Raw genomic sequence first — 23,863 nt, forward strand, 5'->3', positions numbered from 1 at the left:
ACAGGCTATTGATCATCTTGCAGTGCACAAAATGATAGCTGTTGATGAGGAGGTCGCAGTGCCCATTTCCAAAATCCTGGTCGCCAACCGGTCCGAAATTGCCATTCGCGTGTTTCGCGCGGCCAACGAACTGGGGATCAAAACGGTCGCCGTCTGGGCAGAAGAGGACAAGCTTTCCCTTCACCGCTTCAAGGCCGATGAAAGTTACCAGGTCGGACGTGGGCCGCATCTCAAACGCGATCTCGGCCCCATCGAAAGCTATCTCTCCATTCCGGAAATCATTCGCGTTGCCAAGCTTTCCGGTGCGGATGCCATTCACCCGGGCTATGGGCTTCTCTCGGAAAGTCCTGAATTTGTCGAAGCCTGCAACGATGCAGGTATCATTTTTATCGGTCCGACCGCCGACACCATGCGCCAGCTGGGCAATAAGGTCGCAGCGCGCAACCTGGCCATTTCCGTCGGCGTACCGGTGGTTCCAGCCACCGATCCGCTTCCCGATGACGAGGCGGAAATCCATCGTCTGGCCGAAGAGATCGGCTATCCGGTGATGCTGAAGGCCTCCTGGGGCGGCGGCGGGCGCGGCATGCGCGCCATTCGCGACCCCAAGGATCTGATCCGCGAAGTGACCGAAGCCAAGCGCGAGGCCAAGGCCGCCTTCGGCAAGGATGAAGTCTATCTCGAAAAACTGGTCGAGCGCGCCCGCCACGTCGAAAGCCAGATTCTGGGCGATACCCACGGCAATGTCGTGCACCTCTTCGAGCGTGACTGCTCCATTCAGCGCCGGAACCAGAAAGTGGTCGAGCGCGCGCCAGCCCCCTATCTCTCCGAAGCGCAGCGGCAGGAACTGGCCGCCTATTCCCTGAAAATCGCCGCTGCCACCCATTACATCGGTGCCGGCACGGTCGAATATCTGATGGATGCCGATACCGGCAAATTCTACTTTATCGAGGTCAATCCGCGCATTCAGGTGGAACATACCGTTACCGAAGTCGTGACCGGCATCGATATCGTCAAGGCGCAGATTCACATCCTGGAAGGGGCAGCCATCGGCACGCCGGAATCCGGCGTTCCCGCTCAGGATAACATTCGCCTCAATGGCCATGCCCTGCAATGCCGCATCACCACGGAAGATCCGGAACATAACTTCATTCCGGATTATGGCCGCATCACCGCCTATCGCTCGGCGGCGGGTTTCGGCATTCGCCTGGATGGCGGCACCGCTTATACCGGCGCGATCATCACCCGCTATTACGATCCGCTGCTGGTCAAGGTCACCGCGTCCGGCGGTACACCGGAGGAAGCCATCAGCCGCATGGACCGGGCGCTGCGCGAGTTCCGCATCCGCGGCGTGGCCACCAACCTCACCTTCCTTGAGGCAATCATCGGCCACCCGAGCTTCCGCAACAACACCTATACCACCCGCTTCATCGACACGACCCCGGAACTCTTCGCCCAGGTAAAGCGACAGGACCGCGCGACAAAGCTGCTGACTTATCTGGCGGATGTATCCGTCAATGGACACCCTGAGGTGAAGGGACGTCCCAAGCCCTCCGAGAAGGCTGCCAAGCCGGTTCTGCCTTATATCGAGGAGGCGGAGGTAGCCGCCGGGACCAAGCAGAAGCTGGATGAACTCGGTCCCAAGGGCTTCGCCCAGTGGATGCGCAACGAAAGCCGGGTGCTGATGACCGATACCACCATGCGGGACGGGCATCAGTCGCTGCTTGCCACCCGCATGCGCACCCATGACATTGCCCGCATCGCCCCGATCTATGCCAAGGCACTGCCCAATCTCTTCTCGCTGGAATGCTGGGGCGGAGCGACCTTCGATGTTTCCATGCGCTTCCTGACGGAAGATCCGTGGGAACGGCTGGCGCTGGTGCGGGAAGGGGCTCCGAACATCCTGCTGCAAATGCTGCTGCGGGGCGCAAACGGCGTGGGCTACACCAACTACCCCGACAATGTGGTGAAATATTTCGTTCGTCAGGCCGCCCAAGGCGGCATCGATCTGTTCCGCGTGTTCGACTGCCTGAACTGGGTGGAAAACATGCGCGTCTCCATGGATGCCGTGCAGGAAGAAAACAAGCTCTGCGAGGCAGCCATCTGCTACACCGGCGATTTGCTGAACAGCGCCCGCCCCAAATATGACCTGAAATACTATGCCGCCCTGGCCGCCGAACTGGAAAAGGCAGGCGCCCACATCATCGCCGTCAAGGACATGGCAGGCCTGCTGAAGCCCGCCGCCGCCAAGGTTCTGTTCAAGGCATTGCGCGAGGCCACGGATCTGCCGATCCATTTCCACACCCATGACACCTCCGGCATTGCCGCCGCCACCATTCTCGCCGCCGTGGAAGCAGGCGTGGATGCTGTCGATGCCGCCATGGATGCCTTCTCGGGCAATACCTCGCAGCCCTGCCTTGGCTCCATCGTCGAGGCGCTGTCTGCCACGGAACGCGACCCCGGTCTCGATCCCGAATGGATTCGTCGGATTTCCTTCTATTGGGAAGCCGTGCGCGCACAATATGCGGCTTTCGAAAGCGACCTCAAGGGTCCGGCCTCGGAAGTCTATCTGCATGAGATGCCAGGGGGACAGTTCACCAACCTCAAGGAACAGGCACGCTCCCTCGGGCTCGAAACCCGTTGGCACGAAGTGGCTCAAGCCTATGCCGATGCCAACCGCATGTTCGGCGATATCGTAAAAGTCACGCCCTCCTCCAAGGTGGTGGGCGACATGGCGCTGATGATGGTGGCACAGGACCTGACGGTGGAGGATGTGGAGAATCCGGAGAAGGATATTGCCTTCCCGGATTCGGTTGTCTCGATGCTGCGCGGCGATCTGGGCCAGCCCCCGGGCGGTTGGCCGGAAACGCTGCAGAAGAAGGCGCTGAAGGGGGACGCTGCTTATACCGTGCGCCCGGGTTCGCTGCTGAAGGATGCCGATCTCGATGCCGAGCGCAAAACCATTGAAACGAAGCTGGAACGGCCGGTCAGCGATTTCGAATTCGCTTCCTACCTGATGTATCCGAAGGTGTTCACGGATTTCGCCGTGGCTTCCGAAACCTATGGCCCGGTTTCGGTTCTTCCCACCCCTGCCTATTTCTACGGCATGGCAGATGGCGAGGAACTCTTTGCCGAAATCGAGAAGGGTAAGACGCTTGTTATCGTCAATCAGGCCGCCAGCGCGCCGGATGCTCAGGGCATGGTAACAGTGTTTTTCGAACTGAACGGGCAACCGCGCCGCATCAAGGTGCCGGACCGCGCCCATGGCGCTTCCGGTGCTGCTGTCCGCCGCAAGGCCGAAAGTGGCAATGCAGCTCATCTTGGTGCGCCAATGCCGGGCGTCATCAGCCGTGTCTTCGTCTCACCAGGACAGGCTGTAAAGGCAGGAGATGTTCTGCTTTCCATCGAGGCAATGAAGATGGAAACAGCCCTGCATGCGGACCGCGATGCCGTGGTGGCGGAAGTGCTCGTCAAACCTTCCGACCAGATCGATGCGAAGGATCTGCTCGTCGTATTTCAGGCGTAATACGAAGTGTCATTGAAAATGACTCTTCGTATTCCCTTTTCGAATATCTCAAGCCTCTGACGCAGTTGAGATATTCGAAATTTCTTCAAGGCGAGGATGCGTTAGCATCTTCGAGCCTTGGTATAATATGTTGACTTGAGAAAAACGGCTGCCGGTTTGCTGGCGGGAACCGCTTTACGAATAAAGGCTTGGAGCATTTCGTGGAAACGCTCCAAGTCAAATCCCTAAAACGATGCGGGACCAACCAAATGCGCGAAGAAAGACCTTCTTCGCGCATTTTTTATCGAGCCACGTCTCACCGAGACATAAAGGGAGTGCCGCGTTCCGGGGATGAGGGCAGGGTTATGCCGATCGGCAGCAGCGGATCAGCGAGCCTCGAGAAGACGGCAGATTTCTTCCAGCTGTTCCAGCGTCTTGTAATTGATGCGAAGCTGCCCGCCACCACCTTTGTGATTGATGGTGATTTCCAGCCCCAACCTGTCTGACAGGCTGCGTTCAAGCGCAACGGTATCGGAATCCTTGGAGGCTGGCGTCTTGGGTTGCGACGGCCCACGAATATCATTCTGCGCCAGCCGTTCTGCCTCACGGACAGACATGCCTTTTGAGACGATCTGTCTGGCCAAACCGGTCGGATCAGAGGTTGAAACAAGGGCGCGGGCATGGCCGGCGGAAAGCGAACCATCCGCCAGCATATCCCGGACCGGATCGGGCAATTTCAGCAGACGAAGGCTGTTTGCCACATGGCTGCGGCTTTTGCCGATAATTTCACCCAGATCGTTCTGCGTATAGCCGTAATCCGCGATGAGTTGATCATAACCGAGCGCTTCTTCCAGCGGATTGAGATCGGCGCGTTGTACGTTTTCAACGATCGCCAGTTCCAGCGCAGTGCGATCGTCCACATCCCGGACGATAACAGGAATTTCGATCAGCCCGGCAAGTTGGGCAGCCCGCCAGCGCCGCTCACCCGCGATAATTTCATAGCGATCCGTGCCGACCGTTCGCACCACGACGGGCTGAACAATCCCGTGCTGGCGAATGGAGCCTGCCAGTTCCTGCAGGACCGTTTCGTCGAAGTAACGACGGGGATTTCGAGGATTGCGCGAAACGAATTCGATCGGCACCATCTTGTCGGCCGAAACGGAAGGCTTCTCTTCAGCCCCGACGGGAAGGGGTTGATCCATTTCACCGATCAGCGCAGCAAGACCGCGACCCAAACGGCGTTTCGAGATATCGTCGCTCATGATATGTCCTCTACACCACTCTGTCGCAGCATCATGCGGACTATAGGGATCGGCATAACCATCTGAAACAGAGAATGCTGTTTTCTACAGTGTCTCCGGACGGAAAACCGGAGTCCACTTTTCCTGGAACCACTCTGAAAATCAGATCTTTCCTGAAGCGGGATTAAGCGGCTTTCCTTTGCCGTTCCCGCTGAATCACTTCCGAAGCAAGCTGAAGATAGGCCTGACTTCCCGCACACTTCAAATCGTAAAGTATAGCCGGCTTTCCATAAGACGGAGCCTCTGACACCCGTACATTCCGGGGAATGAGGGTGTGATAGACCTTCTCTCCCAAATGGGTGCGCACGTCACTGACAACCTGCTGCGCCAGATTGTTGCGGGAATCGAACATGGTCAGGACGATGCCTTGAATATCCAAGGTGGGATTCACGCTGCGTCGAACCTGGTTGATGGTTTCCAGCAACTGGCTCAATCCCTCAAGCGCAAAAAATTCGCACTGCAAAGGCACCAGAACGGAATGAGCAGCCGCCATGGCGTTCATCGTCAGGAGATTGAAAGAGGGTGGGCAATCCACCAGCACATAGGAATAAGCGAGACCTTCAGCAGAGGCGAGCGCCTTCTTCAGACGGAAAACGCGGTCAGCCTGCTGGGAAATCTCCATCTCCAGGCCAAGAAGATCAAGTGTCGAGGGAATAATGGAGAGATTGGGGACGGCAGTTTCAAGCACAGTCTCAGCAATGCCATGACTCCCAACCAGAAGATCATAAGAGGAAAGTTTACGGCTGCGTCGCTCGATCCCCAGACCGGTGCTGGCATTACCCTGCGGATCAAGATCCACAATGAGCACGCGCTCGCCGATCGCTGCAAGCGCCGTCGCCAAATTAATGGCGGTGGTGGTTTTCCCGACACCGCCTTTTTGATTGGCGATGGTAATAATCCGGTTTTTCTCGATGGCCATCGTAACACCCGACATCTCTAACGGATGCGTGCAAGGCCTTCGATCTCCAAAATCACCGAGTCAGCCTCAAGCACGCTGGAATGTATTACCAGATCAAAGGCCCAGCGACCACGCGCTTTCTGAACCTCAGACTCGTAATCCCGGCCTTTATGCAGAAGAAATTTAACTTTTTCGCCAGACTCGACCCACGGATAACCATAGTCGAAGAGCTTATCCAGATCGGCAAGCGCTCGTGCCGAGAGGACGTCGCAGTGTTTGAGAGCACTGGGAGCTTCCTCGATTCGGATGGGATGAACCCGGCCGAGCCCTCCTGTTTCAAGAAGCGCATTCCGAAGGAAACTTGCTTTTTTCTGATTGCTTTCGACCAGATCTACCCAGCCACCGCCAGCCTCGGCCAGAAGAATGGCCGTGATCACTCCGGGAAATCCCCCGCCGCTGCCCAGGTCCACCCAATGTTGATCGGGCTTGGCGAATTTAAAAAGCTGCGCACTATCGATGACATGACGATGCCAGATCTGATCCAACGTGGAAGGCGCGGCGAGATTGATCACCTTCGACCATTTCTGAAACAGCTCGACAAACCGTTGTAGCCGATCAAAGGTTTCACGTGAAACATTGAGACCGGCCAGTTTATTGAACTGGGCCAGGGACAGACTATCAGACGGCATGGCTCAGCTTGTCCTTGTTCAAATAGACAACAAGCAAAGAGAGTGCCGCCGGTGTCATTCCATCAATACGTGCCGCCTGTAAAAGATTGGCAGGACGGATTTTTGAGAGCTTCTGCTTCAGTTCGTTGGATAATCCGGACAAGATCGTAAAATCGAAATCTGCCGGAATGGCGCGATCTTCCTCACGTTTGGTCTGGGCAATCTCGGCATTTTGCCGATCCATATAGACCGCATAGGACGCATGAATTTCCAATGCCTCTTGCAGCTTCGGACCAAGCTCTGCCAGTTCCGGCCAAACAGGCAGTAGCTTCTGGAGAGTCATTCCCGGGTAGGCGAGGAGTTCCGCCCCGCTGCGCCGCCGCCCATCCTGATTGACGGTGATGCCAAATTTTGCCGCTTCCTGAGGCGTCACCTGCCGCGCATCCAGCGTGTGTAGAGCTTCATCGAAATCCTGGCGGAAAGCGCTGAATTTCGCAGCGCGGTCTGCACCGACCAGCCCCAGTTCCATTCCGAGAGGGGTCAGACGCATATCTGCATTGTCTACACGAAGCGACAATCGGAACTCCGCCCGTGAGGTGAACATGCGGTAAGGTTCTGCCACACCCCGGCTCGTCAGGTCATCGATCATCACCCCAATATAGGAATCGGCACGGCTAAAAGTGACCGGCTCCTGACCAGCTGCCCTTCGGGCAGCGTTCAATCCTGCAACGAGCCCCTGGGCAGCAGCTTCTTCATACCCGGTGGTGCCATTGATCTGACCGGCAAGATAAAGACCCGAGAGGCATTTCAGTTCAAGACCGGGCGTCAGCTCACGCGGATCGACATGATCATATTCTATCGCATAGGCATGCTGAAGAATGGATACCCGCTCCAGGCCGGGCAGGGTGCGCATAAAAGCTTCCTGAACATCTTCCGGCAGAGATGTCGAAATTCCATTTGGATAGATGGTGTGATCATCCAGGCCCTCAGGCTCCAGAAACACCTGATGTCCATCCCGATCGCCAAAACGCATGATCTTGTCCTCGATAGAGGGGCAATAACGCGGGCCTACTCCTTCAATCTGGCCGGAATACATAGCCGACAAATGAATCGAGTCGCGGATGATCTGATGCGTCGCATCCGTGGTCCTGGTGATTCCGCACTCGATCTGCGGATTTTGGATACCGTCTGTCATAAAGGAAAAGGGGACAGGATCTTCATCCGCCGCCTGCATTTCCAGGATCGACCAGTTGATTGTCCGACCATCGAGACGGGCCGGCGTCCCCGTCTTCAGACGCCCTAACCTTAAGCCCAGTTTTCCGAGGGTCGCGCTCAAACCGAGAGAAGGCGCCTCTCCCACTCGCCCGGCGGGGATCTTTTTTTGACCGATATGAATGAGCCCGCGCAGAAAGGTTCCTGTCGTCAACACCACCGCACCGGTCGGCAAACGTTGCCCATTCGCCAGGATCACAGCTTCGACGCGCCCGTTCTTGACATCAAGGTCAAAAGCATCGCCTTCAATGATGGTGAGATTTTCCAGAGCTTCCAGCTGATCCTGTACAGCAGCTTTATACAGCTTGCGATCTGCCTGGGTGCGGGGGCCACGCACAGCTGGACCTTTCTTGCGATTGAGAAGGCGAAATTGAATACCGGCGGCATCCGCACACACACCCATCAACCCACCAAGTGCATCCACTTCCCGAACCAGATGACCTTTGCCCAAACCGCCGATGGCAGGATTACAGGACATCACGCCAATCGTGTCGCGCCGATGCGTCACAAGCGCTGTTCTTGCGCCCAGGCGCGCAGACGCAGCCGCTGCTTCAGCGCCTGCATGGCCACCGCCAATGACAATGACATCAAATCCACTCTCTACCATCTCTGCCTCTTTGCCTTCGCGGCTGGCAATGTTTCACGTGAATCATTTTCCCACGCAAAACTCGGAGAAAATCTTCCCCAATAATGTTTCGGTATCGACTCGACCAATCAACCTTGCCAGCGCATCTGAGGCGCTCCGCAGAAAATCAGCCCTGACCTCAAGCCCCAAATCATCTGCCAAGCTTGCCTGCACCCAATCCGCCGCGGCTCTCAACTGCTCGACATGTCGAAGACGGCTGGGAACCACGTCCATCGCACCACTGAAACGGTCTCGAACCGAATTCAAAATGGCCTGTTTGACATGCAGAATGTCCGTCTCATCTCGGGTATCCACCAGCATATCATAGGACCGCGCAGCACTACCGGACATCGCATCCCGTTTGGTTCCAATCCGCAAGACATCAACCCCTTCGGGCAGAGAGATGTCTTCAGCTTGGCCTGTCACATCCTCAAGACATAACACAAGATCCGCCTGCTCCAGCTTCGCCAATGCGCGGCGGATACCTTCCTGCTCCACCACTTCATCGGTATCGCGAATGCCGGCGGTGTCATACAGCCGAACCACATAACCTTCAAGATCCAGATCCGCCTGCAGGATATCCCGCGTGGTGCCTGCGTAATGGGTGACGATGGCTACGTCACGGCCTACGAGACCATTCATCAGGCTCGATTTCCCGGCATTGGGGGCACCGGCAATCACCACATGAAAACCGCCGCGTATAATTTCGCCGCGCTTTTCCCCGGCAATCGCCTGGAGCAATGCGGTGTGTAGCGCCTTGAGTTCGGGCCAGATACGTTCGGAAACGGAGCCTGGAATATCGTCCTCATCGGCAAAATCCAATTCTGCTTCGATCATTGCACGGCAGTGGATGAGCTTTTCCCGCCAGGCCGCATAGACTGCCGTCGCCTTCCCTTCCGCCTGTGCCAAGGCCTGCCGCCGCTGCATCTCCGTTTCGGCTGTCAGCAGATCGGCAAGACCTTCCACTTCCAGCAAATCCAGACGGCCATTTTCAAAGGCACGACGGGAAAATTCCCCGGCCTCAGCCAAACGACACCCGGGATGCAGGGCAAGTTCAGCAAGACAGGCTGCCACCACAGCGCGGCTGCCATGTACCTGCCATTCTCCGCTATCCTCACCGGTGAAGGAATTGGGAGCCGGGAAAAACAGAACAAGCCCCTGATCCAGCAACAGACCGTCACGGGTGCGAATCGATCTAAAGGAAGCCTTCCGCGGTTCAGGCACACCGCCTGCCAACGTCTCCAGCAGGGCTCGAGTGTGAGGACCGGAAAAGCGGATCACCGCGATCCCCGAAGGCAACGCGCCCGAGGACAGGGCAAAGATCGTATCCCTGGCTATCATTCCGGCAAAACCTCTGCGTTAAAATGCCCCGCCACACCATCAACCATGCTTGGCACGATTATCTCATAAATGCATTTGGCCTCCGATCTGAGACCGAAGGCCAAAAGACGTGAATCCGGCGAAGAATTGGTCAGGTGTTCATAGATTCGAAGAAGTCGCCATTGTTCTTCGTCTGCTTCAATTTGTCGATCAGGAACTCGATGGCATCCGTGGTGCCCATCGGGGCGAGAATCCGGCGAAGAACGAAAATCTTCTGCAAGTCCTGACGCGGCACCAGCAAGTCTTCCTTACGAGTCCCGGACTTGAGAATATCCATAGCCGGGAAGATGCGCTTGTCAGCGACCTTACGATCGAGGACGATTTCAGAGTTACCCGTGCCCTTGAATTCTTCAAAGATCACTTCGTCCATACGGCTGCCGGTATCGATCAGAGCCGTGGCGATGATCGTCAACGAACCGCCTTCCTCGATGTTACGCGCGGCCCCGAAGAAACGCTTCGGACGCTGCAGGGCGTTGGCATCGACACCACCGGTCAAGACCTTCCCCGAAGAGGGAACGACGGTGTTATAGGCACGACCGAGGCGGGTGATGGAATCGAGCAGGATGACCACGTCACGCCCATGTTCGACAAGCCGCTTGGCTTTTTCGATCACCATTTCCGCGACCTGAACGTGGCGGACGGCAGGCTCGTCGAAAGTGGAGGAAACCACTTCACCGCGCACCGAGCGCTGCATATCGGTGACTTCTTCCGGACGCTCGTCAATCAGCAGAACGATGAGATAGCATTCCGGATGATTGGCGGTGATGGAATGGGCGATGTTCTGCAGCAGAACGGTCTTACCCGTCCGCGGCGGCGCCACGATCAAGGCGCGCTGGCCCTTGCCGAGAGGGGCGACGAGATCGATCACCCGGGGCGACAGATCCTTGGAGGTCGGAACCTCCAGTTCCATCTTGAAGCGCTCATTCGGGTAAAGCGGCGTCAGGTTATCGAAATGCACCTTGTGCCGGATCTTTTCGGGATCCTCGAAATTGATCGTGTTGACCTTGAGGAGCGCGAAATAGCGCTCACCTTCCTTCGGTCCACGGATCGGACCTTCCACCGTATCACCCGTCTTCAGGGAGAAGCGGCGGATCTGCGAAGGCGAGATATAAATATCGTCCGGGCCGGGCAGATAGTTGGCATTGGCCGAGCGCAGGAAGCCGAAACCGTCCTGCAACACTTCAACCACACCTTCCCCGATAATCTCGATGTCCTGGCTGGCCAGCATCTTCAGGATCGCAAACATCAGCTCTTGCTTGCGCATGGTGCTGGCGTTTTCGACCTCGAGCGATTCGGCAAAGGTGAGCAAATCCGTAGGCGATTTGCTCTTAAGTTCTTGAAGCTTCATTTCAGCCATGAAGGGGACCACAGTTGGATAGATGTTCGGGAAGAGCGCGGGCCGCAGTTCGGTACTTTCGGCAGAACCGACAGGACAATAAGAGACACGCCGCGAGAGATAGGATGCGTGGAAAATAACGACGCGCCTCCGTTTTCGCAAGAGGCATTGCCGAATTATAGGACATTCCAACAAAAATCGGGCAAATTTGAAGCAAGCAAGCGCGAAAATCCCGGGATTTTCAAGGATTTCCGCTTGTCCCCGTAAGGGTAAGGAGCAGGCATATGATTCGTACCCTTGTGAAAATAAAGGATCAGAAGGGCTTCACGATGACCAGAATAACGATCACGATCATCAGCACGGTTGGCACTTCATTGAAAGCCCGCCAGTAACCGGGGGTTTTACGATAATCGCCTCGGGCAAAAGCCTTTGCGGTCACCCCGAAATATTCGTTGACCCCGGTGAGGCAAATCACCGCAGCGATCTTTGCATGCAGCCAGCCGCCCTGAAAACCAAAGACCGACCAGGCAAGGTAGAGGCCGAGAATCCAGGAAAGCGCCATGGCCGGACGCATGATCACGTTGATGAGGCGCCGTTCCATCACAGCGAAGGTTTCAGCCTGCACAGACCCCTTCGGGGCGTCGAAATGGTAGATGAACAGCCGCGGCATGTAGAGAAGCCCCGCCATCCAGGAAATGATGGCGATGACATGCAGGGCTTTCAGCCAGAGATAGGATTGCTCTGCCGTAGCGCTGTAGAAAAACAATCCCGCCAGCGCAAACAGCACCAGCGCAATGGCTGCCCGCCGTGCGGCCTTTTTTCCTTCGGTACGACCGGATTGGGGGCTGTTCATCGAGGAGCTCCGCCACGCACGCGTGCCACCAGTTCCGTGACCGTCTCGGGCTTGGCCTGAGGCGTAATTCCATGGCCAAGGTTGAAGATCAGGGGTCCGTGGGCCAAGGCATCGAGAATACGGTCAATCCCCTCTGTCAGGGCCTCGCCGCCGGCGACGACGCGCATGGGATCGAGATTACCCTGAACCGGGCCTTCCTTCTGCAGATCGCGAGCGAAGGACAGAGGCACGGTCCAGTCGAGCCCTATCGCATCCGCGCCGGTCTTGCGGCGATAATCCTTGAGCAGAGTGCCCGCTCCCTTGGCGAAGGCAATGATCGGCGTTTCCGGATGGCGGCGTTTCAGGGCGTTGATGATGCGACGCATGGGACGAACACAGAAATCTTCAAAATCCTCTTCTCCGAGAACACCAGCCCAGGAATCGAAGATCTGCACCGCATCCGCGCCTGCCTCGATCTGTGCCGAAAGATAGTCGGCCGAGAGATCGGCCAGAATGTCGAGAAGGGTCAGAAATTCCTGACGATGGCGATAGGCAAAGAGCCGGGCTGGCGCCTGGTCCGGCGTGCCATGTCCGGCGATCATGTAAGTCGCAACGGTCCAGGGTGCACCGCAGAAGCCGAGAAGGGTGGTTTCCGAAGGAAGACCTGACCGGATACGCCGAACTGCCTCGATCACCGGATCGAGATGCGGGAAAATCGGCAAGGCTTCGAGCGCCTTGATCTCTTCAACCGCAATCGGGGTCATTTGCGGGCCATGCCCTTCGGTGAAGGTGACATTCCGCTTCAAGGCATCCGGAATGACAAGGATATCGGAGAAAAGAATGGCCGCATCGAAACCATAGCGCCGGATCGGCTGCAAGGTGACTTCCGTGGCGAGATCCGGATTGTAACAGAGATCGAGAAAGCTCCCCGCCTTGGCGCGTGTCTCCCGATATTCCGGAAGATACCGTCCTGCCTGACGCATCAGCCACAGGGGCGGAGGGGACATGGTTTCTCCCTTCAGCACTCTCAGAATGGAACGCGGCACGACGGTCATGAGGACCCTTTCAAATTATAAAAGAAAAGAGAATCTTCTTTTTCTATTTCTAAGACTCTGTGAGTAGCAAGGCTTAATGCCAATCCACACATCGAACCCAGTCACAGGGTTTCCGGATGAATGAAGGGACCGGAATCGGGAAAGATCGACCATTCTGTGAATCAATGCGAAAAAAGCTTCTGTCTCAATGGCATGGCATTTTCAGGACGTAGGGCAAACTGTGGATAAAAGCAGGATCGTGTTCAGAATGCTTCCAGCTCTTTGCGCTATCCACAGGGTTAAGGAATCCCTTTCCCGTTAGGTTACTTCTGTGGAAAAAACGGGGTCTTTCCCCTTGTCAAAGACCCGCCTCTGCCGCTAGCTCCCCCTGTCCCAGCTTTTCAACAGGCGGATCAGGATAGCGTGGAGAACCGAAAAAACTTCTTCCATCTGCATTTGATTTCGGACTCGACCGGAGAAACGCTGATCTCGGCCGGGCGGGCCGCAGCCGTGCAATTTTCCCACTCCAGCCCTATAGAACATGTCTATCCGCTGATCCGTAACAAGCGTCAGATGGCCTCTGTGCTGGAGGCCATCGATCGCGAGCCCGGCATCGTTCTTTATACGGTCGTCGATCAGGACCTTGCCGCTATCATCGATGAAGGCTGTGCCCGGTTGGGGGTTCCAAGCGTCAATGTTCTCGAACCGGTCATCGGGACGTTTCAAACCTATCTTGGCCCTCTGGCGCGCCGGCGCGTCGGTGCGCAATATCGAATGAATGCCGAATATTTTGCCCGCATCGAAGCCTTGAATTACGCGATGGATCATGATGACGGCCAGATGGCGGATGATTACGATCGGGCGGATGTGGTTCTGGTTGGGATTAGCCGCACGTCAAAAACCCCCACCTGCATCTATCTTGCCAATCGCGGCATAAAGGCTGCGAATATACCGATTGTTCCCGGTGTGCCCTTGCCATCTGCACTGCTGGCGGCAACAAAGCCGCTGATTGTTGGACTGATTGCCACTTCGGACCGGATCTCACAGGTGCGCGGCCATCGCGAACTGGGTCATGGACAGGGATTTGATCCCGGTGATTATACCGATCGTGCCAGTATCGTTGAAGAGCTGAAATACGCCCGCATGCTCTGTGCCCGTCATAACTGGCCACTGATCGATGTCACGCGACGGTCTATCGAGGAAACGGCAGCAGCCATCGTTGCGCTGCGACAGAAGCTGCGTTAGGGGATTTAGGTGTGTGATGAAGAAAAATACAACTTAATGTATACGGTTTCTGCCGCTTCATGCCCGCGCCTACCAACTAGGATCGTATCATGACTGCCCCGCTTGTTCTCGCCTCCACCAGTCCCTTTCGAAAGCAGCTTCTCAGCAATGCCGGGCTCATTTTCGATAGTGTTGCACCGGCTATCGACGAGCGTGAGGTGGAAGGTCGGGCGGAACACCAGGGGCTTTTGCCGGATGCGCTTGCCTTGCTGCTGGGCCGGGAAAAAGCCTTGTCCGTCAGTCGTGACAGGCCGGAAGCCCTCATCATCGGCGGTGACCAGACCATGAGCCTTGGCGCACGTCTCTATCATAAGCCTGCCAACAGGGCGGCGGCGCGGGATCAATTGCTATCGCTGCGGGGGCAGACCCACGAGTTGAACAGCGCCCTTGCCTTTGTGCGCGATGGCGCGGTTATCTGGGAACATGTCAGCAAGGCGCGGCTCACCGTGCGGTCTTTCAGCGAAGCATGGCTGGATGATTATCTGGACCGTGCCGGAGACAGGGTGCTCAAAAGCGTCGGCGCCTATCAGATCGAGGGATTGGGCATCCAACTCTTTTCGGCCATCGAAGGTGACTACTTTACCATTGTTGGCGTGCCGCTTCTGCCCATGTTGGCTAAGCTTCGCAGCTTGGGACTGATCCATGACTGATTCACGTGAAACATTTTCGGCACAGGCTTTTGTTGCCGGCTATCCGATCAAGCATTCCCGGTCGCCGCTCATCCATGGCTATTGGCTGAAAGCCTACGGAATTGCAGGTGCTTATGAGACCGTCGAGATAAAGCCTGAGAATTTTCCGGCCTTTATGGCGCAGTTGCGGAATGGAGAATCCGGCTACCGAGGTGGCAATGTCACCATCCCGCACAAGGAAGCAGCCGCGCATCTTGCCGATCACGTCGATGAGATTGCGCGGGAAATTGGCGCGGCCAATACGCTGTGGCGGGAGGATGGGCGCATTCTGGCCACGAACACCGACAGCTACGGCTTCGCCGCCAATCTGGATCAGCAGCAGCCGGGATGGGATCGTGCTTCGACAGCGGTGGTTCTAGGGGCGGGCGGGGCCAGCCGGGCCATCATCCAGGCGGTGCGGGACCGGGGTATCAAGGATATCCGCATCGTCAACCGTACGGTGGAACGGGCACAGGAATTGGCGGATCGATTTGGCGAAACCGTTTCTGCCCATGGCATGGCCGCCTTGCAGGAGGTGTTGGAAGGCTGTGACCTCTTCATCAACACCACCTCGCTCGGAATGAAGGGCGAGCCTTTTCCCGCCATCGCGTGGGACAGGTTCCCCTCTCATGCTGTGGTGACCGATATCGTTTATGTACCATTGAGGACCGAGATGCTGCGGCAGGCGGAGCAAGCGGGCCTGGCAACCGTGGATGGCCTCGGCATGCTGCTGCATCAGGCGGTTCCCGGTTTTGAAAAATGGTTCGGGCGCCGCCCTGTCATCACCCCGGACCTGCGGCAATTGATCGAGGCCGATCTGGAGGCGCATGGGTGATCACGCTCGGTTTGACCGGCTCCATCGGAATGGGGAAATCCACCACCGCCCGTATGTTCGCGGAGCAGGGGGTGCCGGTGCACGATGCCGATGCCACGGTGCATGATCTTTACCGAAAGGAAGCGGTGGTGCCTGTTGGCGCTCTGTTTCCGGAAGCGGTCGTCGGCGGGGTGATTGACCGTCAGGTTTTGTCGAGTCGATTGGCGAAGGATCCCGATGCCTTGAAAGCACTGGAAGCCGTGGTGCATCCGCTGGTGCGGGCGCGTGAAACGGCCTTTTTGAAGACTTGCGAGGAGCGAGGCACGCCGCTGGTCCTGCTGGACATTCCGCTGCTCTATGAAAGCGGCGGAGAAAAGCGGCTGGACAAGGTGGCTGTGGTGACCTGCTCTCCGGAGCAGCAGCGGCAAAGGGTGCTGGCACGGCCCGGCTGGACGGAGGAAAAACTGGCCATGGTGCTGGCGCGACAGATGCCCGATGCTGAAAAGCGGGCACGAGCGGATTTCATCATCGATACCGGCCAGGGTTTGGAGTATGCAAGGGAGCAGGTGAGGGGGGTGATTGCCCGTCTGCTGAAGGAGCCGGACTGACCATGCGCGAAATCATCTTCGATACGGAAACCACAGGTCTTGAAAACAAGTCCGATCGCGTCATCGAAATTGGTGGCGTGGAACTGCTCAATCATTTTCCGACGGGCCGCAGCATTCACTTCTATATCAATCCGGGCGACAAGACCGTTCACCCCGATGCCTTGGCGGTGCACGGCATTACCGACGAGTTTTTGAAGGACAAGCCGCGCTTCGAAGAACTGGTTGATGAGATTCTGGCCTTTTTCGAAGGGGCGAAATGGGTGGCGCATAATGCCACCTTCGATATGGGCTTCATCAATGCGGAACTGGCGCGGTTGGGGCGTCCGCCTATCCCGAACGAAAACGTCATCGATACGCTCTCTCTGGCGCGCCGCAAACATCCGATGGGGCCAAACACGCTTGACGCGCTTTGCCGCCGTTACGGGATCGACAATTCCCACCGCACCAAGCACGGTGCCCTTCTCGACTCCGAATTGCTGGCGGAAGTCTATATCGAGATGCTGGGCGGCCGCCAGGCAACCTTTGGCCTGGAACAGTCTGGTCAGACCACGGCGCGGCGCGAACAGCGGGATGATGTGGCGGTGGTGATCGCCGAACGCCCGCGTCCCCTGCCATCCCGGCTGACGGAGGAAGAAAAGGCGCGCCACGCGGCGCTGGTGCAGCGGCTTGGCGGCAAGGCGCTCTGGAACGCCTATACAGGCTCCGGCGGCGAATGAAGTCATACAGCGCCGTGCGTTTTATCAAACGCACAAAAGACGCTGTAACACTCTAATACCAAGGCATCGAAGATGCTAACGCATCCTCGCCTTGAAGAGATTTCGAATATCTCAAATGCATCAGGAAAAAAGAAAGGGCGGCATCCTGCGATGACCGCCCTTTTTTATAGTCTGATGCCGGTGATCAGTTCGCTGGCGAACGGGCCTGTTCTTCGGCTACGCGCTGGGCAAACATCTGGGCAAAATCGATCGGGTCGATCATCAGCGGCGGGAAGCCGCCATTGCGGGTGGCATCGGCAATGATCTGACGGGCAAAGGGGAAGAGCAGGCGCGGGCACTCAATGAAGAGAACCGGCAGCATGTGTTCCTGCGGAAAGCCCGTGACGCGGAAGACGCCGCCATAGACCAGTTCGGTGGCGAAGACGATCTTGTCGTCATCGCGGGCTTCTGCGCTCAAGGACAGAACCACGTCGAAATCGGTTTCCGACAGGGCATTGGCGTTGACATTGACGTTGATATTGATCGCCGGAGCCTTGTCACGGGCCTGGAGGGAGCGCGGCGCACCCGGATTTTCGAAGGAAAGATCCTTGATGTACTGAGCAAGGATATTCAGGGACGGGCTCGCCCCATTGCTGTTTTCATTGGCCATTGGGCTTCCTCAAGGCTGATTTGGTCAGGGCCATCTAGCATTTTGAGGTCCCCCCTACAACCCTTGCCGACGGTCTCAGGGCTCGGGCGGGCGGCGTATCCAGGGAGAGGATGAGTTGCCCTCCTTGCGGGTGTAGTCGCTGCTGTCGAGGTCGATGACCGGACCCGGGCCATCGGGGCTCCGGGAGGGATGGTCCCGGCCTTGCGGACCGGCTTCGCCCCCATAGCGAAACCCGCTGCCGCTTCGCATGGTGACGATGCGCGGCTTCAGCCTGTCCCAGAGCCAGGAGCGCACGAAAGGGATCAGCAGCATCAGGCCGATGAGATCGGTGATGAAGCCGGGAAAGATCAAGAGAAGCCCGCCAAAGACCTGGGCGGTCCCATCCAGCGCGGCGCGCGCGGTATCCTCCGGGCTTTGCGCGCGATTGCGTTTCAACTTTTGTGCAAGGCTGACCCCGTGGTGTTTCAGCACGGAAAAGCCCAGCACGGTCGAACCGATCACCAGCGCCAGCGTGGGCAGAAGACCCAGCCATTGCCCGACCAGCACGAAACCCGCGATCTCCGCGAGGGGCAGGAAGAGCAGGAAAACAGCCGGCAAACGCATAATATCTCCTAATATTCGCTGGTTGAGGTGCGCCGTAGTTCTTTACCTCTGCCGCATAATTTTAGCCTTAAATCGATTATGATTTAAGGAATTATGCAGTAGCGTCTCAGGCCCCTTTGAAGAGCGCCCCATGGCAGACTATATGGTAGCCTCAAAGTTCAATTTAAACAGCGGTGTGATGGTCTATGGGCTCGAATGATTTTGTGACACTGTTTTTTCTCGTGGCTGCGGTGCTGATTTTCCTGCAGCTGCGCAGCGTCCTTGGTCGCCGCACCGGCAATGAAAAGCCGCCGGTTGATCCCTTTGCCCGCAGCACCTCCAACCCTGCAGGTTCGACGGAAGAGGATAAGGTCGTTACGCTGGCAAAGCGGGACGATGCCGAGCCGGAAAATCGTTACGCCGCCATCGATGCCTTTGCGGCACCCGAAACAGCGTTGAACACGCAATTGCGCCAGATTGCCGATGTCGATCCTTCCTTCTCGCCCAAGGAATTCCTCAAGGGCGCGCGAATTGCCTATGAAATGATCGTGATGGCCTTTGCCGCCGGTGATCGCAAAACACTCAAAGGGTTGCTGTCCCGGGATGTGTTTGAAGGCTTCGATGCCGCCATTACCGAACGCGAGCGGCGCGGCGAATTGCTGAAATCCACCTTCGTCGGCATTGATCGGGCCGATATCGTCAGCGCCTCGGTCAAGGACAACGAGGAACTTCTGACGGTGAAGATCATCAGCCAGCTGATTTCCGCCACCTATGACAAGAATGGCGAACTCATCGACGGCGACGCGGAAAATGTCGGTGAGGTCAATGATATCTGGACCTTTGCCCGCGATATCCGGTCGCGCGATCCAAATTGGAAACTGATCGCCACCGAATCCGAACAATGAACACACCCTCTTCTTCCTTCGATCTGGAACCGGTCGATTTCACGGCTCTACCCGGCTGGGGGGATGATGATCCTTCCAGCCTTTTTCGCGTTATGGGCGATTGTCTTTCTTATCTTAAAAAGGCGAAGCCCTATCGCGCCGGTAGCCTCGGACTGACGGCGGCAGACCTGATACCCTTGCTGGAGGCCGCAGAGGGGGAGGCGCCCAAGACCAATCAGGACGCCCGCCGGTTTTTTGAAAACCACTGCCAGCCATTTCGAATCCGGCGAAAGGATGGGGAAGCTGGCTTTGTGACAGCCTTTTACGAGCCGGAAGTCGAGGTTGCCGCCGAGCCGGACGAGGTGTTTCGTTTCCCCTTTTACCGTCGTCCGGAGGATCTGATCGATCTCGATGACAGCAATAGACCGGCGGGATTGGACTCCGGCTATATGTTCGGTCGTCGTGTCGATGGACGGGTGGAAGCCTACCCGGACCGGCAGGCGATTGATCAAGGTTTCCTTGAAGGCAGGGGGCTGGAAATCGCCTGGGCGAAATCGAAAGTGGATGTGTTCTTTATCCATGTTCAGGGCGCGGCACGGCTGATCTATCGGGATGGCACGGTGCGTCGTATCACCTATGCCGCCAAAGCCGGACATGCTTTTTCCGGCATCGGCAAGCTGCTTCTGGAGCGGTTGGAGATTCCGCTGGAACGTATGTCCATGCAGGCGATCCGTGAATGGTTGGCGCGGCATCCCGAGCAGGTGGACGAGGTGCTCTGGCATAACCGGTCCTACATCTTCTTTCGCGAAGCCGAGGTGGGCGATCTTTCGCGCGGGCCGGTTGCCGCGGCAAAGGTGCCGCTCCTGGCGGGGCGGTCACTGGCGGTGGATCGGCTGATCCATACCTTTGGCTTCCCGTTTTATATCCATTCGCAGAGCCTGACCCGGCTGGATCAGGGGGCGTCCTTCGCCCGGCTGATGCTGGCTCTGGATACCGGCTCTGCCATCGTCGGGCCAGCGCGGGGCGATATCTTCACCGGCTCCGGTTTTGAGGCGGGTGAACTGGCCGGGGCCGTCCGCAACGCCGCCGATTTTTACATCTTGATTCCCCGTCAGGCTGCCGCGAGGTTTGGCTGATGGCGGCGAAGAAGATCAGCACCGAAGACCGTATTCTCTGGGGAAAGGTGGCGCGCTCCACCCGGCCCATGCCCGGACGGCTGGAGGAATTGACGGCTTTCGAGGATCTGATCGCCGAGGAAGAGACACGAGTGGAAAGTGCCACCCGTGCCGCCCCGCAGAAGGATACCGGTACGTCCGCGCCCGGGCAGGCGGTCCCGGCATCCATGCCTTCGGGTCGCCATCATCCTTTGGAGCGCCCGGTCAAGCGCAAGCTGTCGCGGGGCAAGCTGCCGCTGGAAGCGCGCATCGACCTGCATGGGATGATCCAGAGCGAGGCTCATGCCATGCTGCTGGATTTTCTGATCCGGGCTCACGAGCGGGGTCTGCGGCATGTCCTGGTCATCACCGGCAAGGGCAGTTCCATGGGCAGCGAAGGCGCGTTGAAGCGGGCGGTGCCCATGTGGTTTTCCAAGCCGGAGTTTCGCTATCTGATTTCCTCGCATGAGCCGGCCGCCCAGCATCACGGCGGCGATGGTGCGCTTTATGTCCGCCTGTCCCGTCGCAAGGGAGAGGCGCCGTGACCCCATTCGGCGATGCCGTGCGCCGCCTGCGCGAGGCGAAGGGCGTTTCCCAGAAGGAGATGGCCGAGGCCATCGGCGTCAGCCCCGCCTATCTTTCGGCGCTGGAACATGGACGCCGGGGCAAGCCCAGCTTTAATCTCCTGCAGCGGATCGCCGGCTATTTCAACATCATCTGGGACGAGGCGGAGGAGCTTTTCGCCGAGGCCGATGCCTCCCATCCGCGCGCCGTGCTCGATACGTCCGGCATGCCGTCTGCCTACACTGCTTTTGCCAACAAATTGTCACGGATGATTCGCACCCTGCCACCCGATGTGCTAGAAGAGATGGAAGCCGTGCTGAACAGGGTGGAAAAGCGGAAATAACCGCAAAATCCCTTGGATTCTTGCCGAAAGTGGCGCTCCTGATTTGGAAGTCGCCGCAAAGTCCCTATAGTCCGGGCTAAGACAATCGCGTGATTCGCGAAAGCGGATTCATCGGGAAACCCTCATGTTTCTTCCATGGATCGCTTGCGGTGAATTTCGTGGCCTCGCTGGTTCCGGCCTGCTGATACTGGAAAGATCGCTGATGACTGAAACGACCGATGCTCAAAATGGCGCAAGCGCCGAATATGGCGCAGACTCCATCAAGGTGCTGAAGGGCCTGGATGCGGTTCGCAAGCGGCCGGGCATGTATATCGGCGATACCGATGACGGTTCCGGTCTGCACCACATGGTCTACGAAGTCGTGGACAACGCCATCGATGAGGCACTGGCCGGGCATGCCGATATCGTGACGGTAACGCTGAATGCCGATGGCTCCGTAACGGTGACGGATAATGGCCGCGGCATTCCCACCGACATCCACTCTTCCGAGGGCGTCTCAGCCGCGGAAGTCATCATGACGCAGCTGCATGCGGGCGGCAAGTTCGACCAGAATTCCTACAAGGTCTCTGGCGGTCTGCACGGCGTGGGCGTTTCCGTCGTCAACGCGCTGTCGGTCAAGCTCAGCCTGAAGATCCGCCGCAACGGCAAGATTCATGAAATGAGCTTCACCCATGGCGTGGCCGATGCGCCGCTTGCGGTGACGGGCGATTATGAAGGCCGGTCCGGCACGGAAGTAACCTTCCTGCCCAGCGCCGAGACCTTCACCAAGACCGAGTTCGACTACGGCACGCTGGAGCATCGCCTGCGCGAACTGGCCTTCCTGAATTCCGGCGTGCGCATTCTGCTGACCGACAAGCGCAAGTCCGACATCCGTCAGGAAGAGATGATCTATGACGGCGGCCTGGAAGCCTTCGTGCGTTATCTCGACCGCTCCAAAAAGCCGCTGGTGGAAAAGCCCGTTTACATCAAGGGAGAAAAAGACGGGATCACCGTCGAAGTCGCCATGTGGTGGAACGACAGCTACCATGAAAACGTACTGTGCTTCACCAACAACATTCCCCAGCGCGATGGCGGCACCCATATGGCCGGTTTCCGTGGCGCTCTGACCCGCCAGATCACCTCCTATGCCGACAGTTCCGGCATTATCAAGAAGGAGAAGGTCTCGCTGACCGGCGACGATTGCCGTGAAGGGTTGACGGCGGTCCTCTCCGTCAAGGTGCCGGACCCGAAATTCTCCTCGCAGACCAAGGACAAGCTCGTCTCCTCGGAAGTGCGCCCGGTCGTAGAAAACCTGGTGAACGAGGCGCTCTCCACCTGGCTGGAAGAACATCCCTCGGAAGCCAAGATTCTGGTGGGCAAGGTGGTGGAAGCCGCCGTGGCCCGTGAAGCCGCCCGCAAGGCCCGCGAACTGACGCGGCGCAAGGGCGCACTGGACATTGCCTCGCTTCCCGGCAAGCTGGCCGACTGCTCCGAGCGCGATCCTTCGAAATCCGAACTCTTCCTGGTCGAGGGTGACTCGGCTGGCGGCTCTGCGAAACAGGGACGTTCGCGTGAAACTCAAGCCATTTTGCCGCTGCGCGGCAAGATCCTCAATGTCGAGCGCGCCCGTTTCGACAAGATGCTGTCCAGCCAGGAAATCGGTACGCTGATTACCGCGCTGGGTACTTCGATCGGCAAGGATGAATTCAACGCCGACAAGCTGCGCTATCACAAGATCATCATCATGACCGATGCTGACGTGGACGGCGCGCATATTCGCACCCTGCTGCTCACCTTCTTCTTCCGCCAGATGCCGGAACTGATCGAGCGCGGCCATCTCTATATCGCCCAGCCGCCGCTTTATAAGGTGACGCGCGGCAAGTCCGTTCAGTATCTGAAGGACGAGAAGGCGCTGGAAGACTATCTGATCGGCCAGGGTCTGGAAGATGCGGCGCTCAAGCTGGGCTCCGGCGAAGTGCGTGTCGGTCAGGATCTGCGGGAGGTCATCAGCGATGCGCTGAAGCTGCGGTCGCTGATCGATGGGCTGCATTCGCGCTATAACCGCTCTGTCGTGGAACAGGCGGCCATTGTCGGCGCGCTCAATCACGAACTGACCGCCAATCGGGAACAGGCCGAACAGACCGCTGCCGAAGTGGCCAAGCGGCTGGATCTGATCGCCGAGGAAACCGAACGCGGCTGGACCGGCCATGTGACGAATGAAGGCGGCCTGCGTTTCGAGCGCATGGTGCGCGGCGTGAAGGAAGTGGCAACGCTGGACGTCGCCCTGATCGGTTCAGCGGATGCCCGCCACATCGACCAACTGGCTCCGCGCCTGAAGGAAATTTATGCCGCTCCACCGGCGCTGACGCGCAAGGATGGACAGCAGGACATTTCCGGCCCCCGCAGCCTTCTGGATGCCGTCTTCTCCTTTGGCCGCAAGGGCCTTTCCATGCAGCGCTATAAAGGTCTGGGCGAGATGAATGCCGAACAGCTGTGGGAAACCACGCTGGATCCCAATGTTCGCTCGCTGCTGCAGGTGCGGATCAACGACGCCACTGACGCCGATGGTCTCTTTGCCCGCCTGATGGGCGATGAGGTGGAGCCGCGCCGCGACTTCATCCAGGAAAACGCCCTGAGCGTCGCCAACCTCGATATCTGATCGAGGTCCATGCATCAAAACAAGGAAGCCGCGCTTTTCGGAGCGCGGCTTCTTCATTTGCAGCAGCCGGACATGGTTAACGTGATTCACGTGAAACATTGTCCGGATCAT

The 23,863-nt window shown here is 57.7% G+C and carries 21 protein-coding genes; 11 read left to right on the forward strand and 10 right to left on the reverse strand.

The window, feature by feature from the left end; translation table 11 throughout:
• The first annotated feature begins 58 nt into the window (after positions 1-58).
• Positions 59-3,523: a pyruvate carboxylase gene (pyc, locus tag QO005_RS21350; RefSeq protein WP_307160037.1), complete on the forward strand. Its 3,465-nt coding sequence runs from the start codon at positions 59-61 to the stop codon at positions 3,521-3,523.
• Positions 3,524-3,888: 365 nt separating this feature from the next.
• Here the strand turns inward: pyc and QO005_RS21355 are convergent, their stop codons facing one another.
• From QO005_RS21355 to hemE, 8 genes are all read right to left on the reverse strand, one after another.
• Positions 3,889-4,764 (reverse strand): ParB/RepB/Spo0J family partition protein, encoded by an 876-nt coding sequence (locus QO005_RS21355; RefSeq protein ID WP_307160038.1) that lies wholly within the window; start codon positions 4,762-4,764, stop codon positions 3,889-3,891.
• Between the two features lie 163 nt (positions 4,765-4,927).
• Complete coding sequence (locus tag QO005_RS21360) at positions 4,928-5,722, reverse strand: ParA family protein (RefSeq protein ID WP_307160039.1); 795 nt, start codon at positions 5,720-5,722, stop codon at positions 4,928-4,930.
• A gap of 17 nt (positions 5,723-5,739) precedes the next feature.
• A complete protein-coding gene (gene rsmG / locus QO005_RS21365) occupies positions 5,740-6,390 on the reverse strand; it encodes a 16S rRNA (guanine(527)-N(7))-methyltransferase RsmG (protein WP_307160040.1) in 651 nt (216 codons plus the stop codon).
• A complete protein-coding gene (mnmG, locus tag QO005_RS21370) occupies positions 6,380-8,248 on the reverse strand; it encodes a tRNA uridine-5-carboxymethylaminomethyl(34) synthesis enzyme MnmG (protein WP_307160041.1) in 1,869 nt (622 codons plus the stop codon). Before mnmG ends, rsmG begins: the two co-directional genes overlap by 11 nt.
• 42 nt (positions 8,249-8,290) lie before the next feature.
• Positions 8,291-9,604: a tRNA uridine-5-carboxymethylaminomethyl(34) synthesis GTPase MnmE gene (gene mnmE / locus QO005_RS21375; protein WP_370878132.1), complete on the reverse strand. Its 1,314-nt coding sequence runs from the start codon at positions 9,602-9,604 to the stop codon at positions 8,291-8,293.
• Between the two features lie 133 nt (positions 9,605-9,737).
• The gene (gene rho / locus QO005_RS21380; RefSeq protein ID WP_307160043.1) at positions 9,738-11,003 is read right to left on the reverse strand and encodes a transcription termination factor Rho; all 1,266 of its coding nucleotides are present in this window, start codon (positions 11,001-11,003) and stop codon (positions 9,738-9,740) included.
• Positions 11,004-11,295: 292 nt separating this feature from the next.
• On the reverse strand, positions 11,296-11,835 hold the full coding sequence (gene hemJ, locus QO005_RS21385) for a protoporphyrinogen oxidase HemJ (RefSeq protein ID WP_307160044.1): 540 nt from the start codon (positions 11,833-11,835) through the stop codon (positions 11,296-11,298).
• Positions 11,832-12,869 carry a uroporphyrinogen decarboxylase gene (hemE, locus tag QO005_RS21390; protein ID WP_307160045.1) on the reverse strand — a complete coding sequence of 346 codons (1,038 nt, stop codon included), beginning with the start codon at positions 12,867-12,869 and terminating at the stop codon, positions 11,832-11,834. Before hemE ends, hemJ begins: the two co-directional genes overlap by 4 nt.
• 402 nt (positions 12,870-13,271) lie before the next feature.
• Here hemE and QO005_RS21395 point away from each other — a divergent pair, with 402 nt between their 5' ends.
• From QO005_RS21395 to dnaQ, 5 genes are all read left to right on the forward strand, one after another.
• On the forward strand, positions 13,272-14,093 hold the full coding sequence (locus QO005_RS21395; protein WP_307160046.1) for a pyruvate, water dikinase regulatory protein: 822 nt from the start codon (positions 13,272-13,274) through the stop codon (positions 14,091-14,093).
• Between the two features lie 89 nt (positions 14,094-14,182).
• Positions 14,183-14,782: a Maf family protein gene (locus tag QO005_RS21400; protein ID WP_307160047.1), complete on the forward strand. Its 600-nt coding sequence runs from the start codon at positions 14,183-14,185 to the stop codon at positions 14,780-14,782.
• Entirely contained in the window at positions 14,775-15,635 is an 861-nt protein-coding gene (locus tag QO005_RS21405) for a shikimate dehydrogenase (RefSeq protein ID WP_307160048.1), read from the forward strand. Before QO005_RS21400 ends, QO005_RS21405 begins: the two co-directional genes overlap by 8 nt.
• Positions 15,632-16,222 (forward strand): dephospho-CoA kinase, encoded by a 591-nt coding sequence (gene coaE / locus QO005_RS21410; protein WP_307160049.1) that lies wholly within the window; start codon positions 15,632-15,634, stop codon positions 16,220-16,222. The genes QO005_RS21405 and coaE overlap by 4 nt, the downstream gene beginning before the upstream one ends.
• Before the next feature lie 2 nt (positions 16,223-16,224).
• Positions 16,225-16,938 (forward strand): DNA polymerase III subunit epsilon, encoded by a 714-nt coding sequence (dnaQ, locus tag QO005_RS21415; RefSeq protein ID WP_307160050.1) that lies wholly within the window; start codon positions 16,225-16,227, stop codon positions 16,936-16,938.
• A 184-nt stretch (positions 16,939-17,122) separates the two neighbouring features.
• On the opposite strand, the gene secB is transcribed toward dnaQ, so the two are convergent.
• The gene (gene secB / locus QO005_RS21420; RefSeq protein ID WP_307160051.1) at positions 17,123-17,587 is read right to left on the reverse strand and encodes a protein-export chaperone SecB; all 465 of its coding nucleotides are present in this window, start codon (positions 17,585-17,587) and stop codon (positions 17,123-17,125) included.
• A gap of 75 nt (positions 17,588-17,662) precedes the next feature.
• Positions 17,663-18,190, reverse strand: a complete 528-nt coding sequence (locus QO005_RS21425) for an FxsA family protein (RefSeq protein ID WP_307160052.1) — start codon at positions 18,188-18,190, stop codon at positions 17,663-17,665.
• A gap of 185 nt (positions 18,191-18,375) precedes the next feature.
• Here QO005_RS21425 and QO005_RS21430 point away from each other — a divergent pair, with 185 nt between their 5' ends.
• From QO005_RS21430 to gyrB, 5 genes are all read left to right on the forward strand, one after another.
• On the forward strand, positions 18,376-19,074 hold the full coding sequence (locus tag QO005_RS21430) for a Tim44/TimA family putative adaptor protein (RefSeq protein ID WP_307160053.1): 699 nt from the start codon (positions 18,376-18,378) through the stop codon (positions 19,072-19,074).
• Entirely contained in the window at positions 19,071-20,189 is a 1,119-nt protein-coding gene (gene mltA / locus QO005_RS21435; RefSeq protein ID WP_307160054.1) for a murein transglycosylase A, read from the forward strand. Before QO005_RS21430 ends, mltA begins: the two co-directional genes overlap by 4 nt.
• A complete protein-coding gene (locus tag QO005_RS21440) occupies positions 20,189-20,752 on the forward strand; it encodes a Smr/MutS family protein (protein ID WP_370878130.1) in 564 nt (187 codons plus the stop codon). Before mltA ends, QO005_RS21440 begins: the two co-directional genes overlap by 1 nt.
• Positions 20,749-21,114, forward strand: coding sequence for a helix-turn-helix domain-containing protein (locus QO005_RS21445; protein ID WP_307160055.1), 366 nt, complete (start codon positions 20,749-20,751; stop codon positions 21,112-21,114). The genes QO005_RS21440 and QO005_RS21445 overlap by 4 nt, the downstream gene beginning before the upstream one ends.
• Positions 21,115-21,316: 202 nt before the next feature.
• Positions 21,317-23,752: a DNA topoisomerase (ATP-hydrolyzing) subunit B gene (gyrB, locus tag QO005_RS21450; RefSeq protein ID WP_307160056.1), complete on the forward strand. Its 2,436-nt coding sequence runs from the start codon at positions 21,317-21,319 to the stop codon at positions 23,750-23,752.
• Positions 23,753-23,863: the final 111 nt, after the last annotated feature.

It is taken from the genome of Allorhizobium paknamense (assembly GCF_030815125.1).
Taxonomy (GTDB): domain Bacteria; phylum Pseudomonadota; class Alphaproteobacteria; order Rhizobiales; family Rhizobiaceae; genus Allorhizobium; species Allorhizobium paknamense.

Excerpts from the sequence above, each read along its gene's own strand:
- mltA (WP_307160054.1), top strand. The coding sequence starts at position 19,071 with ATGAACACACCCTCTTCTTCCTTCGATCTGGAACCGGTCGATTTCACG.
- QO005_RS21405 (WP_307160048.1), top strand. The coding sequence starts at position 14,775 with ATGACTGATTCACGTGAAACATTTTCGGCACAGGCTTTTGTTGCCGGC.
- hemJ (WP_307160044.1), bottom strand. The coding sequence starts at position 11,835 with ATGAACAGCCCCCAATCCGGTCGTACCGAAGGAAAAAAGGCCGCACGG.
- gyrB (WP_307160056.1), top strand. The coding sequence starts at position 21,317 with ATGACTGAAACGACCGATGCTCAAAATGGCGCAAGCGCCGAATATGGC.
- QO005_RS21400 (WP_307160047.1), top strand. The coding sequence starts at position 14,183 with ATGACTGCCCCGCTTGTTCTCGCCTCCACCAGTCCCTTTCGAAAGCAG.
- dnaQ (WP_307160050.1), top strand. The coding sequence starts at position 16,225 with ATGCGCGAAATCATCTTCGATACGGAAACCACAGGTCTTGAAAACAAG.
- QO005_RS21430 (WP_307160053.1), top strand. The coding sequence starts at position 18,376 with ATGGGCTCGAATGATTTTGTGACACTGTTTTTTCTCGTGGCTGCGGTG.
- secB (WP_307160051.1), bottom strand. The coding sequence starts at position 17,587 with ATGGCCAATGAAAACAGCAATGGGGCGAGCCCGTCCCTGAATATCCTT.
- QO005_RS21425 (WP_307160052.1), bottom strand. The coding sequence starts at position 18,190 with ATGCGTTTGCCGGCTGTTTTCCTGCTCTTCCTGCCCCTCGCGGAGATC.
- rho (WP_307160043.1), bottom strand. The coding sequence starts at position 11,003 with ATGGCTGAAATGAAGCTTCAAGAACTTAAGAGCAAATCGCCTACGGAT.
- hemE (WP_307160045.1), bottom strand. The coding sequence starts at position 12,869 with ATGACCGTCGTGCCGCGTTCCATTCTGAGAGTGCTGAAGGGAGAAACC.
- QO005_RS21355 (WP_307160038.1), bottom strand. The coding sequence starts at position 4,764 with ATGAGCGACGATATCTCGAAACGCCGTTTGGGTCGCGGTCTTGCTGCG.
- mnmG (WP_307160041.1), bottom strand. The coding sequence starts at position 8,248 with ATGGTAGAGAGTGGATTTGATGTCATTGTCATTGGCGGTGGCCATGCA.
- QO005_RS21360 (WP_307160039.1), bottom strand. The coding sequence starts at position 5,722 with ATGGCCATCGAGAAAAACCGGATTATTACCATCGCCAATCAAAAAGGC.
- QO005_RS21440 (WP_370878130.1), top strand. The coding sequence starts at position 20,189 with ATGGCGGCGAAGAAGATCAGCACCGAAGACCGTATTCTCTGGGGAAAG.
- rsmG (WP_307160040.1), bottom strand. The coding sequence starts at position 6,390 with ATGCCGTCTGATAGTCTGTCCCTGGCCCAGTTCAATAAACTGGCCGGT.